General features: G+C 69.9%; 13 protein-coding genes. 8 read left to right on the forward strand and 5 right to left on the reverse strand.

What is annotated here, in order from left to right; translation table 11 throughout:
* Window positions 1-125: 125 nt before the first annotated feature.
* On the forward strand, window positions 126-602 hold the full coding sequence (locus ACFFRH_RS20400) for a peroxiredoxin (RefSeq protein ID WP_344745482.1): 477 nt from the start codon (window positions 126-128) through the stop codon (window positions 600-602).
* 149 nt (window positions 603-751) lie between these two features.
* Here the strand turns inward: ACFFRH_RS20400 and ACFFRH_RS20405 are convergent, their stop codons facing one another.
* Window positions 752-1,237 carry a GntR family transcriptional regulator gene (locus ACFFRH_RS20405; RefSeq protein WP_344745483.1) on the reverse strand — a complete coding sequence of 162 codons (486 nt, stop codon included), beginning with the start codon at window positions 1,235-1,237 and terminating at the stop codon, window positions 752-754.
* A 107-nt stretch (window positions 1,238-1,344) separates the two neighbouring features.
* On the opposite strand from ACFFRH_RS20405, the gene ACFFRH_RS20410 reads away from it, so the two are divergent.
* Window positions 1,345-1,668 (forward strand): hypothetical protein, encoded by a 324-nt coding sequence (locus tag ACFFRH_RS20410; protein ID WP_344745484.1) that lies wholly within the window; start codon window positions 1,345-1,347, stop codon window positions 1,666-1,668.
* Between the two features lie 189 nt (window positions 1,669-1,857).
* On the opposite strand, the gene ACFFRH_RS20415 is transcribed toward ACFFRH_RS20410, so the two are convergent.
* Entirely contained in the window at window positions 1,858-2,514 is a 657-nt protein-coding gene (locus ACFFRH_RS20415; protein ID WP_344745485.1) for a JAB domain-containing protein, read from the reverse strand.
* A 76-nt stretch (window positions 2,515-2,590) separates the two neighbouring features.
* Window positions 2,591-3,313: a GntR family transcriptional regulator gene (locus ACFFRH_RS20420; protein WP_344745486.1), complete on the reverse strand. Its 723-nt coding sequence runs from the start codon at window positions 3,311-3,313 to the stop codon at window positions 2,591-2,593.
* Window positions 3,314-3,949: 636 nt separating this feature from the next.
* On the opposite strand from ACFFRH_RS20420, the gene dapA reads away from it, so the two are divergent.
* Window positions 3,950-4,876, forward strand: a complete 927-nt coding sequence (gene dapA, locus ACFFRH_RS20425; RefSeq protein ID WP_344745487.1) for a 4-hydroxy-tetrahydrodipicolinate synthase — start codon at window positions 3,950-3,952, stop codon at window positions 4,874-4,876.
* Window positions 4,877-5,040: 164 nt separating this feature from the next.
* Complete coding sequence (locus tag ACFFRH_RS20430) at window positions 5,041-6,726, forward strand: ribonuclease J (protein ID WP_344745488.1); 1,686 nt, start codon at window positions 5,041-5,043, stop codon at window positions 6,724-6,726.
* 228 nt (window positions 6,727-6,954) lie between these two features.
* On the opposite strand, the gene ACFFRH_RS20435 is transcribed toward ACFFRH_RS20430, so the two are convergent.
* Window positions 6,955-7,650: a hypothetical protein gene (locus tag ACFFRH_RS20435; protein ID WP_386158635.1), complete on the reverse strand. Its 696-nt coding sequence runs from the start codon at window positions 7,648-7,650 to the stop codon at window positions 6,955-6,957.
* A 222-nt stretch (window positions 7,651-7,872) separates the two neighbouring features.
* Between ACFFRH_RS20435 and kduI the strand changes: the two genes are divergently transcribed.
* The 4 genes from kduI to ACFFRH_RS20455 all read left to right on the forward strand — a co-directional run bounded on the left by kduI (window position 7,873) and on the right by ACFFRH_RS20455 (window position 10,505).
* Window positions 7,873-8,685, forward strand: coding sequence for a 5-dehydro-4-deoxy-D-glucuronate isomerase (gene kduI, locus ACFFRH_RS20440; RefSeq protein ID WP_344745490.1), 813 nt, complete (start codon window positions 7,873-7,875; stop codon window positions 8,683-8,685).
* Window positions 8,685-9,422 carry an SDR family oxidoreductase gene (locus ACFFRH_RS20445; RefSeq protein ID WP_344745491.1) on the forward strand — a complete coding sequence of 246 codons (738 nt, stop codon included), beginning with the start codon at window positions 8,685-8,687 and terminating at the stop codon, window positions 9,420-9,422. The genes kduI and ACFFRH_RS20445 overlap by 1 nt, the downstream gene beginning before the upstream one ends.
* 17 nt (window positions 9,423-9,439) lie before the next feature.
* On the forward strand, window positions 9,440-10,216 hold the full coding sequence (locus ACFFRH_RS20450) for an IclR family transcriptional regulator (protein WP_386158640.1): 777 nt from the start codon (window positions 9,440-9,442) through the stop codon (window positions 10,214-10,216).
* 103 nt (window positions 10,217-10,319) lie between these two features.
* Window positions 10,320-10,505, forward strand: coding sequence for a tautomerase family protein (locus ACFFRH_RS20455; RefSeq protein ID WP_344745492.1), 186 nt, complete (start codon window positions 10,320-10,322; stop codon window positions 10,503-10,505).
* A 489-nt stretch (window positions 10,506-10,994) separates the two neighbouring features.
* Here ACFFRH_RS20455 and ACFFRH_RS20460 read toward each other — a convergent pair whose 3' ends face one another.
* Window positions 10,995-12,506 (reverse strand): sodium:solute symporter family protein, encoded by a 1,512-nt coding sequence (locus tag ACFFRH_RS20460; protein ID WP_386158644.1) that lies wholly within the window; start codon window positions 12,504-12,506, stop codon window positions 10,995-10,997.
* Window positions 12,507-12,568 lie beyond the last annotated feature (62 nt).

A 12,568-nucleotide genomic window follows, 5' to 3' on the forward strand; every position in this document is an offset into this window, starting at 1 on the left:
TTGTGGGCCTGTCGCTCGGCCGGTGAATCGCTTAGAAATGAGGTTGGGACTCCGACTTCCACTCTCGCCCGATCACGACGGCCAGGGGCGAGCGGAGATCCTCCGATGACATAAGGAGATGACTCGTGGGCGTGAGCCTCTCGGTGGGAGATGTGGTCGAGGACTTCGAGCTCCTCGACGAGACGGGTACGCGGCGGCGGCTCAGTGAGTTCCTGGCCAAGGGGCCGGTGGTGCTCTTCTTCTATCCGGCGGCCATGACCTCCGGATGCACGGCCGAGAGCTGCCACTTCCGCGACCTGGCGGCCGACTTCGCCGCGGAGGGGGCGACCAGGATCGGGATCAGCCGCGACCAGGTCGACCGGCAGGCGAGGTTCGCCCAGGCCAACCAGCTGGGTTATCCCCTGCTCTCCGACCCCGACGGCACCGTCGCCCGGCGCCTCGGCGCCCGCCGCACCGTCGCGGTGGGCCCCTTCCTCACCCGCCGGATGACCTTCGTCATCGACGTGGACCGCAGTCTCCTGGAAGTGATCCACAGCGAGACCTCCATGGAGGCCCACGCCGACCGCGCCCTGGAAGCCCTCCGCTCCCGCCCTCACCCGTAACTCGTTCGCTGGTCTGGGGAACCGTGTCCTTGCGTGTGCGTTGTCGGCCACTTTTCCGGCGGCAACACGTAGGTGCCGCATCGGGGGACGACCTTCAACCAGTCGATACGAGTGCTAAACCTATAGGGATGGGTTTGTGGGCATAGTTCCTACTTTGCCACTTCGGGCCAGTCTTCGGTGGGCGTCACGTATGTGCCGCGATATGACACGGTGAAGACCCAGCCCTGGTCGCGCAAGAACGCCATCGCCTGGCGCACGGTGGCCTTGGCGACGCCGTGCTTCTCCATGAGTTCTTTCTCGCTGGGCACTCGCCGGTTCGGGCGTAGCTCGCCTGCCTGAATCTGACGCCGTATATCGGCTGCGATCCGCTGATATACGGGAATCTGGTCCTCTGGCCGTGGGGTTCCGGGCTCCCCGACGAAGGTCCCTTCTCCCTGGACCGTGTACGCCAGGCCCTGCTCGCGCAATTCCCTCGCGACTCGACGTGCCGTCGTCCTGGCGATGCCGTACTCGACTTCGAGTTCCGTCTCGCTGGGCACGGCCTCACCGAGGCCGAGATCGCCTGTCTCGATGCGCGCACGGATCATTTCGGCGACCTGTTTGTAGACCGGGACGGGGCCTTCGCGGTCAAGCATGCCCGCATCATAGACCACAAGGTACGTATACCCGCGAACCGGACATTTGATGAACGGGCAGATAGGTGTGCTAGACCATTAGGTGCTGAGTGAACTATGGTGTCCCGGTGAGCACGTGGGGGATGGGAGTCCTCGTGGTGGCCGGGGTGCCGGGTGGGCGGCATCACGGGCATCACGTGGCGCCGTTGCAGGTGGGTTACGAGCCGATCGACTGGAGGCCCGAGCGGCCGAGGGCCGACCGGTTGCGGATCAAGGAGCACACCTGTGACTGCCTTCCCACCTTCTACGAGCTCTGTCAGGCGGGCGGGCTGATGTTCGTACGGCGAACGGAACGGGCGAGAAAGGGAGTGGTCGTGCACGAGTCGCCCTGGGTGGTCGCGAAGCGGACACAGGAGTTGTGGCTTCGGCTCCTGATGGGCGCCGCCCACTGACGATCGGGCGCCGGGAGGAGGACGACTCCGGACCGGCGCCCACGAAAAGCCCCCGAGCTCCCTGAAGGAGGCCATGTCGTCCGGGGAGGTCGGGCGGCGGTCCCGCATCGGTCGGAGGGGACCGGTGCGGGACCGCCGGACAGCGGCCCGGCAGGCGTCCCTTCCCACACTCACCTGCCGGGCCCCCTGTCATGAGGGGACGCGGCGCCAGGCGGTGTCGGTGACGACGAGGTGGTCGAGGAAGCGCAGGCCGACGGTCTCGGCGGCGTCGCGCAGGCGGGCGGTGACCTCCAGGTCCGCGGGGCTGGGGTCGAGGGAGCCGCTGGGGTGGTTGTGGGCGAGGCCGAAGGAGGAACCACCGGAGGTGAGGACGGTGCTCATGATCTCGCGGACCGGAGCGGGCGCGTGGTCGCTGCCGCCCTCGCTCACGATCGTCTTACGGGTCACCGCGCCGCTCGGGTCGCACACCACGACGACCACCCGCTCGTGGCTGAGGCCACGCAGGAGCGGGGCCGCCACGGCGGCCAGGTCGCCGGAGCAGGTGACGCGGCGGCGCTCGGGCTCCGCCTGCGCCTGCCGGACGAGATGGAAGGCGGCGATGACCCGGGCGGCCTTCGCGGGGCCGATGCCCGGCACCCGCATCAGGCGGTGGGCGTCGGAGCGGGCCAGGCCGTGCAGGTCGCCGCAGTGGGCGATCAGGTGGGAGGCGAGCTCCATCGCGTTGGTGCCCCGGCTGCCGGAGCCGATCAGCAGGGCGAGCAGCTCCCGGTCGGCGAGCGCGGTCGCCCCGCCGGACAGGAGGCGCTCGCGCGGCTGGTCGTTGGCGGGCATGTCCTTGACGCGCAATCGGCACCTCCGGCTTGGGAAACCAGGTCGGTTCTACCAGATGGCGCCGACATTCCGGCCGGGTGGCGACCGGCTGTCAGGGGTGCAGGGGATGGGTGTAGACGAGGCGGAAGCGGTCGCCGGGGATGACGATGTCGCTGGTCTCCACCGGACGGTCCCCGGCCCAGTGGGTGCGCTCGACGTGCAGGACCTGGACGCCCGCGGGCAGGGCGAGGGCGTCGCTCTCGGCCGGTTGCGGGACGCGGGTGTAGACCTGCTCGACGATCTCGGTGACCTTGACGCCGATGGCCGACAGGCGGGCGATCAGGCTCCGGGGGCTCTCCTCCGCGGTCTCGCCGAACTCGGCGGGCTCGTAGGAGGTGGCGAGCTGGATCGGCTTGCCGTCGCCGCGGAAGACGTACCGGGTGCGGGTGACCGGGGCCGACTCGTCCAGCCGGAGGCGGTGGGCGATGTCGGGGGTGGCGCCGGCGGGCTCGGCCCGCCAGTCCCAGGTGGCCCGGGTGCCCTGTGACTGTATGTCGGCGCCGAAGGGGACGTGGTGGTCGTGGAAACGCCATCGGTGCAGGGGGAGCAGCACCGGCTGTTCTCGTACGTAGTGACCCGAGCCGACGCGGCCGACGATGAGGCCCTCGGCGACGAGCACGCGCAGCGCGTGCCGGGCGGCCGTCTCGCCCACGCCGTACTTCCTGGTCAGCTGGGCGCGCGAGGGGATCGGGGCGCCGGGGGAGAGGGAGCCGTCGACGATCTGACGCCGGATGTCGGCGACGACGCGCAGGTAGACAGGATCGGAGCTTGCCACGTGTCCATCCCTGGGGGTCTGGGGCGTTGTCCCATCCTGTCGTATTCAATGCACAACGCAGGGTAATGGCTCCGATTTGGAGCTCCAACTTTACCGTCGCTCCCAGAAGTGGCCAAAAATATCTCAGAGACCCTGTAACGCCCGCGTAAGGAACGCCGATTGAACGGTAGAGGTCGTCGATGTGTGTACCCCCGAGCACATATCGGCGGCCTCTTTCTCGTTCAAGGATGTCCTCGCCGCCGCCAAAGCGGACAAAGTTCTCGTCATTTCACGTAATCGGGCGCGAAGGGCGCGGGTCCCGGTTCCGGGCCACCTCCCACCCTCCGCCTCCGCGACGGTGACCGGCTTCTCTCTGTTCGACGGCGATCGCTCGTGCCCGTTCCGGTCGCTCCCGCCGTCCCGCTGTTCCGCTCCCCGTGACGCCCGGTCCGGTCGGCGTTCCGCCTCCCGCACGACAGGCTGGAACGGCCCGCCCGGAGTGTCCTCCGGGGTCCGTCGCCACGGTGGTGTATATCCGCGTGTACGGTGTGCAGCGGGCACCTCGGGGGGATGTTCGCTCTTGGGCCCATCGGTGGACGGAGGTTAGGCGGGGTGGCGGGGTCCACCGTTTCAGCGGATCCAGGTAGCGTTCGGTCTATGGCAGCGCCAACTGGAACCTCCGACGCCCCCTTCGGCCGCATGCTGACCGCGATGGTCACGCCGTTCACGAGTGACGGAGCGGTCGACTACGAGACAGCGGGGCGCCTCGCCACCTACCTGGTGGACGAGCAGCGTAACGACGGCATCGTCGTGAGCGGTACGACGGGGGAGTCCCCGACGACCACCGACGACGAGAAGGAGCGCCTGCTGCGCGCCGTCGTCGAGGCGGTCGGCGACCGCGCCACGGTCGTCGCCGGAGCCGGGACCAACGACACCCACCACAGTGTCGAGCTGGCCGAAGCCGCCGAGCGCGCCGGGGCCGACGGCCTCCTGCTGGTGACGCCGTACTACAGCAAGCCCCCCCAGGAGGGGATCTACCGCCACTTCACCACCGTGGCGGACGCGACGGCCCTGCCGGTGATGCTCTACGACATCCCCGGCCGGAGCGGCGTGCCGATCCGGGGTGAGACGCTGGCGCGGCTCGCCGGGCACGAGCGGATCGTCGCGGTGAAGGACGCCAAGGCCGACCTGTTCGAGGGGTCGCAGGTCATCGCGTCCACCGGCCTGGCCTACTACTCGGGTGACGACACGCTCAACCTGCCGTGGCTGTCGGTGGGGGCCGTGGGGTGCGTCAGTGTGATCGGCCACGTCGTGGGCGCGGAGATCGCCGCGATGATCGGGGCCTACCACTCCGGGGACGTCGCGGGCGCGCTCGCCATCCACCGCAGGCTGCTTCCGGTGGTCTCCGCGATCATGATGCAGGCCGGTGGCGCGATCATGGCGAAGGCGGCGCTGTCCCTGGTCGGGCAGCCCGCGGGGCCGATGAGGTCGCCCCTGGTGGAGGCGACCCCGGAGCAGCTCGCGAGGCTGCGCGAAGACTTGATCGCGGGCGGTGTGAAGCTGTCCGACGAAGTTGTGACATGAGATAAAACGCCGCGGCCTTCACCGGCCGCATTCGGGAGGAACGAGAGTTTGCGAGAAAGAAGACACGTCGGTCCGCTGGGGGACGGAGTGCTCGGCGAGGGAGTAGTCCTGCTGCCCACGAGGACCTCCGTCGCATGTGAGACCGCTGAGAGAGGTGTGGCCGGATGAGTCACCCCCACCCCGAACTCGGGCTGCCGCCCGCGCTGCCCGAGGGTGCCCTGCGCATCGTCGCGCTGGGCGGTCTCGGCGAGATCGGCCGCAACATGGCCGTGTTCGAGTACGAAGGCCGTCTGCTGATCGTCGACTGCGGGGTGCTGTTCCCCGAGCCCGACCAGCCCGGCATCGACCTGATCCTGCCCGACTTCGAGTACATCCGGGACCGCCTGGACGACGTCGAGGCCGTGGTCCTGACCCACGCGCACGAGGACCACATCGGTGCCGTGCCATATCTGCTGCGCGAGCGCCGCGACATCCCGATCGTGGGATCCAGGCTGACGCTGGCGCTGATCGAGGCCAAGCTCACCGAGCACCGCATCCAGCCGACCAAGCGTGAGGTCGTGGAGGGGGAGCGGCACCGGTTCGGGCCGTTCGAGTGCGAGTTCCTCGCCGTCAACCACTCCATCCCCGACGCGCTGGCCGTCGCGATCAGGACGCCCGCGGGCATCGTCCTGCACACCGGCGACTTCCGGATGGACCAGCTGCCCAGCGACGGGCGGCTGACCGACCTGGGCGGGTTCGCCAGGCTCGGCGCCGAGGGCGTCGACCTGCTGATGTCCGACTCGACCAACGCCGAGGTGCCGGGCTTCGTCACCAGCGAGCGGGAGATCGCGCCGGTCATCGACGAGGTCATCCGCACCGCGAGCAAGCGTGTGATCGTGGCGAGCTTCGCCTCCCACATCCACCGCGTCCAGCAGGTCATCGACTCGGCGGAGAAGCACGGCCGCAAGGTCGCGCTGGTCGGCCGCTCGATGGTGCGCAACATGGGCGTCGCCCGCGACCTGGGCTACCTGCGGGTCTCGCCGGGCCTGATCGTCGACTCCAAGGAGATCGAGGGCTGGCCGCCGGAGGACGTGGTGCTGATCTGCACCGGCTCCCAGGGCGAGCCGATGGCGGCGCTGTCGCGCATGGCCAACCGCGACCACCCGATCCGCATCGCCGAGGGCGACACGGTCCTGCTCGCCTCCTCGCTGGTGCCGGGCAACGAGACCGCGGTCAACAACGTGATCAACGGGTTGTCGCGCTGGGGCGCCCGCGTGGTGCACAAGGGCAACGCGAAGGTGCACGTCTCCGGGCACGCCGCCGCCGGCGAGCTGCTGTACGTGCTCAACCTGACGCGGCCGTCCAACTTCATGCCGGTGCACGGCGAGTGGCGTCACCTGCGGGCGCACGCCAAGCTCGCCGCGCTGACCGGGGTGCCCGACGACCACATCGTGATCGCCGAGGACGGCGTCGTGGTGGACCTGGTCGACGGCCGGGCCAAGATCGTGGGCGCGGTCCCCGCCGGTTACGTCTACGTGGACGGCACCTCGGTGGGCGACGTCACCGACTTCGCGCTGAAGGACCGCCGCATCCTGGGCGAGGAGGGCTTCATCTCCATCGTCATCGTGGTCGACACCGCCACCGGCAAGCTCGCCGGGGGCCCGGAGATCCACGCCAGGGGATCCGGCATCGACCCGGCCATGTTCGACGACATCCTGCCGCAGGTCGAAAGGGCCCTGCAGGAGAACGCGGCCGACGGCGTGGTGGACATCCAGCAGGTCCGCCGCGTGGTCCGCAGGACCGTGGGGCGCTGGGTGAGCGACACCTACCGCCGCCGTCCGATGATCATCCCCGTGGTGGTCGAGGTCTGACCTTCGCACCGTACGGCGGCCTCACCGGCCGCCGTACGGGCCATCGGGCCGGATTCCTCCCGCCGCGCCCGTCATGCCCGCCGTGCCCGCCGTCGTACGGGCGTGGGCGCCGGTCTTCCGGGTTTTCCCGTGGAGGCCGGGAGTTTTTCCTCGCGGTGGGCCGTCGGCCTTCCTCGCGGTGCCCGGGAGACTTTCCTCGCGGCGGGGCGGCGGGCCTTCCCGCGCCGGTCAGCAGACGCCGCGCAGGGAGCAGACCTTGGCGGCCATCTTCCTGGCGTCCTTCAGCGGCCGGGTGAAGTCGGAGCCGCGCACCTTGCCGTACTCGCCCGCCAGCAGGTAGATCGCGACGGCCCGGCCCTCGCGGACGACGACGGCCCGCTGCCCGCCGATGACCGGGCGCACGCCCCTGGCGTCGTAGCCCTGGACGGTGATCCGCACGGCCCGGTCCCCGATATGGACGGGGTCGGCCCAGGTCTTGGTGACCGTGCCCTCGGACTTGACACGGGCGCACCTCTCGACCTGGCCGAGGAGCCCGGCCAGCGCCCTGCGCGCGGCGGCCGTGGAGCGGTAGATCACCAGTTGCTCGCCGGAGTGGTGCTCGGGGGCCCGGTAGACGACGGTCCGCGCGGCCACCCGGTCGCGATCGGCGGGCCGGCGCAGGTCACACGGGTTGACCTCCAGGTTCGCCCCCAGCCTGTCGCTGATGGCCCACTCCTCCTCGCCCGGATACCTCACCGGCCTGCGGGCCTGGGGCTCGTGCAGCAGGAAGTTCCTCGGGATCCCCGCGGAAGTGCTGCCCGTCTCACCCCTCTCGCTCGTCTCGGCCAGGGCGGCGCCGCCCGCGAGGGCGGTCGCGAGGACCGTGCCCGCGACCGTGCCCGCCGCCGCCAGCCGGATCGTCGTCCGTGCCATGCCAGTCGTCATCGGTCTTCCCCGTCCGTTCGGTGGTCTGTTCGGTGGAGTTCCGTATGTGGCCCCTACGTGGGACCCGGTTCGGGCGGGAAAGGTTCGCGTTCGGAGGACTGTTTTCCGGGTGCCCGCACGTGGCGGGAATCGTGGTGAGTGCGTGGGGAAGGGGGCCGTTGTATGCTCACAGTGTTCTATGTAGCAGCTTCTAATTTCATGTAATAGAACAATGGAGGGGCGATGGAGGTACGGCACGCCACGGCACCCGACCAGATCACCGGGGCGACCACCGACTGGCTGCGCCGCCGGTTCCTGGTGGAGCAGCTCTTCGTGCCCGGGGAGGTGCGGCTGCTCTACTCCCACGAGGATCGCATCGTGGTCGGCGGGGCCCTGCCGGACGACGGGCCGCTGAGGCTGCACTGCCCCGACCCGCTCAGGTCGGAGTACTTCCTGGAGCGCCGCGAGCTCGGCGTGGTCAACATCGGCGGGCCCGGCACGGTGACCGTCGACGGCACCGCGTACCCCCTGGGCACCAAGGAGTGTGTCTACGTCGGCAGGGGCGCCCGCGAGGTGGTCTTCGAGGGGGGTGCCTTCTACCTGGTCTCCACCCCCGCGCACGCCACCCTTCCGACGGTCGCCGCGACCCTGGAGGACGCCGAGCCGGTACGGCTGGGCGGCCAGGACGGCTCCAACGACCGGACGATCTACAAGTACGTCCACGCGAAGGGCATCCAGAGCTGCCAGCTCGTGCTCGGCGTGACCGTGCTGGAGCCCGGCAGCATGTGGAACACCATGCCCTGCCACACCCACGAGCGCAGGACCGAGGTCTATCTCTACTTCGACCTGCCGCCCGGCGAGCGGGTGATCCACCTGATGGGACGGCCCGACGAGACGCGCAACCTCGTCGTCGCCGACCGGCAGGCGGTCATCTCCCCGTGCTGGTCGGTGCACTGCGGCTTCGGTACGAGAAGTTACTCCTTCGTCTGGGCGATGGGCGGGGAGAACCAGGCCTTCGAGGACATGGAGCAGGTCGAGATCGGCGAGCTGCGCTGATGTTCTCACTGGAGGGCAGGACCGCGCTCGTCACCGGCGCGCGGACCGGGATCGGCCGGGCCCTCGCCGTGGGCCTGGCGGCGGCGGGGGCCGACATCGTGCTGCACGGCCGCGACGACGACCTGGACGAGGTCGAGGCGGAGGTCCGCAAGACCGGCAGGCGGGCCTCCCGGTGGATCCTCGACCTGTCGGACCCGCGGGCCGTCCCCGAGGCGGCCGGGCGGCTGGGCCCGGTCGACGTGCTGGTGAACAACGCCGGGATCATCCGCAGGGCCCCGGCCGCCGAGCACTCCCACGACTCCTTCCGCGAGGTGCTCGACGTCAACCTGGACGCGGTCTTCCTGCTCAGCCAGGTCCTCGGGACGCGGATGCTCGCCCGGGGTTCCGGGAAGATCATCATGATCGCCTCCATGCTGTCCTTCCAGGGCGGCGTCAACGTCGTCGGCTACACCGCGGCCAAGCACGGCGTCGCCGGGCTCACGCGGGCGCTGGCCTGCGAGTGGGCGGGCTCGGGGGTGCAGGTCAACGCGATCGCCCCCGGCTACATCAGGACCGGCAACACCGAGCGGCTCTGGGACGATCCCGAGAGGGAGGCCGAGATCAGGGGCCGCATCCCCGCGGGGCGCTGGGGCACCCCGGAGGACCTCGTGGGCGCCGCCGTCTTCCTGGCGTCCGGCGCCTCCGACTACGTCAACGGGCACCTGCTGGCCGTCGACGGAGGCTGGTTGGCGCGCTGACCAGTAGGCTCACGATCGTGGTCAGGGAAGGCAGTTCCATCGACAAGGCGCTGGCGGTGCTGGAGGCGATCGCCGAGCACCACCGCGTGACCGACATAGCCGCCGCGACGGGCGTGTCCAAGTCGACCGTCCATCGCATCCTCCAGTCGCTCGTCGAGTGGGGGTTCGCGCGGGCCGACGGCAGTGGCGGCTACGAGCCGGGCCCCCGCATCCTCACGCTGGCCGGCCGGGTCATGAACCGCTTCGACCCGGCCCGCCAGGCCTCCGGCGCGCTCAACGCGCTGCACGAGCGGATCGGCTACACCACGCACTTCGCGATCCGCAGCGGGGACGAGGCCGTCTACGTCGACAAGCTGGAGGGGCGGCGGCCCTACCAGATGCCGTCCCGCGTCGGGATGAGCCTGCGCCTGCACTGCACCGCGATCGGCAAGGCGGTCCTCGCCCAGCTCGGCGCCGACGAGGTCCGCGCCATCTGCGCCCGTACGGGGATGCCCGCCCCGACCCCCACCACGCTGACGACGCCGGAGGACCTGCTGGCCGACCTGGCGTTGGTACGGTCCCGCGGCTACGCGCTCGACAACGAGGAGAACCTGCCCGGCATCCTCTGCGTCGGGGCCCCGGTCTTCGACCACACCGGCCAGGTGCTCGGCGGCATCTCCATCTCCGCCCTCGCGATGGACATGGGGCGCGACGACCTGGAGCGGTTCGCGCCCGACGTCGTCGCCGCGGCCCGCGAGGTCTCCGCCGCCCTCGGCGCCCCCGGCGCTCCCGCCGCCCCGGCGCTCAACGGCTGAGCCGATCGGGTGCCGCTTCTTCAGGTCGACTGCGGTCTCCAGTTGTTCCATGTAATGGAATGTGATCTCATGTTATGCAACAACCTGAGCCTGGAGGATCAGCATGCCGAACATCACCGTGGAACTCCTGTCCGGCAGGACCCTCGACCAGCGCCGCGAGTTCGTGGCGGCGCTGACCGAGGCGGCCGTGGACATCCTGAAGGCGCGCCGTGAGGCGGTACGCATCGTCTTCACCGAGATCGAGAAGTCGGACGTGGCTAACGGCGGCGTCCTGGAGTCCGACAAATAGTCCTGCGGTCCCGCATTCCTGTGGTCCTGGGGTTCGACACGTGACCGGAGCCGGGCACTCGGCTGGAGTCCGGTAGGTGACCGGAGTCCGGTTAACGTTCGGAGTCCGGCACGTGGCCGAAGTCCGGCGGGTGACGGGAGTCCGGCACGCGGCCCGGCGGGAGCCGGGCTCCCGGACCGGACGAATTCCCGGTTCGGGTGTTTCCCTTCCTCCCCTGGTGGAAGGAGCATGTTCCCGGGCGGGCGGGTCCTGGAGCCCGCCACGCCCGGGGACGACCGCGTGACCACCGGCCACATCCGAAGGCCCGCCGCGCTGTGGAGGCCGGCCCGGCTGTGAGGGCCCATCGCGCTGCGGAGCACTCCACGCCGTGAAGGCCCCACCGCGGTGCGAAGGTCCGCCCGTGCCGTGAAGGGCCCCCGCGGGGCGCCCACGCAGTGAAGGCCCCCACCGCGCTGTGGGGGCCCAGGCCGTGCCGGGGAGAGGGAGCCCTCAGCCGACCGCTCCGGCACGCCGCTGCTCCGGGTCGGTGGACCCGGGCTCGGTGGACAGGGAGTCGACGAGCGCGTCGCGGTCCTCGCGGTTCTCCGGCTTGAGGAACCCGATCACCACGTACAGCACCAGCGAGGTCACCAGCGGCACGCCGACGACCATCGCCGTGTCCTTGGACTCGATGATCCACTTGACGTACGCCCAGACGCCCAGCCCGGCGGCCCAGGAGGCGATGGCCGCCGTCGGGCCGCTCCGCTTGAACCAGGGCAGCATGCCCAGCATCAGCGGGATCGAGATCGGCCCCATCGTCGCGGCGACGAGGTCGACGACGATCTTCAGCACGACGCCCTGGCCCTCGGTCGAGATCGCGATCGTCATGCTGATCAGGACGAAGGTGAACGTGGTCACCCGGGCGAAGGTCAGCTCGGCCCGCGCCGACAGCTCGCGCACCCTGCGGACGATCACCGGCGCGATGTCCCTGGTGATGACCGAGGAGATCACGTTGGCGTCGGAGGCGACCATGGCCATGGTGTGGGAGAAGAAGCCCGCGAGCACCAGCCCGATCACGCCCTGCGGCAGCAGGGTCTGCGCCAGCCGTACGTACGCCTCCTCGGCGTTGGCCAGGCCCGGCACGATGAGCGGCGCGGCGAACATCGGGATGAACAGGATCAGCGGCCAGACCAGCCACAGCGCGCTGGACAGCAGCGCCGAACGCTTCGCGGCCGAGCCCGAGGGGGAGGCCATGTAGCGCTGGGCGAGGTTCCACATGCCGCCGTTGTACTCGAAGGTCTTGATGAAGAGCAGGGCGAGGAAGAACGTCGTGGTGTACGGCCCGGCGAAGGGGTCGCCGTGGCCCGGGGGCAGCTTGTCCCACATGGTCCACAGGGTGGCGACGCCGTCCAGCTGGGCCATGATCGCGACGAACATGGCGATGCCCGCGAAGCCCTGGATGACGAACTGCCCGAAGTCGGTGAGCACGTCCGCCCACAGCCCTCCGGCGGTGATGTAGACCAGCGTGACGGCCCCGGTGACCAGGATGCCCCACTGGATCGGGATGCCCGCGAAGCCCTGGAGCAGGATGGCGATCGCCACCCACTTGGCGGCGATGTCCACGACCTTCAGCAGCGCGCCGCTGTAGGCCAGCACCTGCTGGGTCGGCAGGTTGTAGCGCCGGGCGAGGTACTCCAGCGGGGAGATCACGCCGTGCTTGGAACGGAGCCGGTTCCAGCGGGCCGCCCAGACGAAGGCGCCGATGCCGATCCCGATGCCGATCGTCAGCGCCCACCAGACGTACATCGCGAGCCCGTAGTTGTAGGCCACGGCCGCGAACGCCACGAACATGACCGCGCTGTATCCCGACATGTGGTGTGAGATGCCGGACAGCCACCAGGGGATACGGCCCCCGGCGGTGAAGAAGTCGATCACGGTTCTGATGCGGCGCTTCGACCACACGCCGATACCGATCATGACAAGGAAGTACGCGCCCAGAACGGACCAGTCGAGTGCGGACATGTGTCTCCTCCCAACGCCCTGTTGGTGAGGAGGTTCTACTACATGAAACGCAATGTCAATAC

Source organism: Streptosporangium vulgare (genome assembly GCF_042428775.1).
Classification (GTDB): Bacteria; Actinomycetota; Actinomycetes; order Streptosporangiales; family Streptosporangiaceae; genus Streptosporangium; species Streptosporangium vulgare.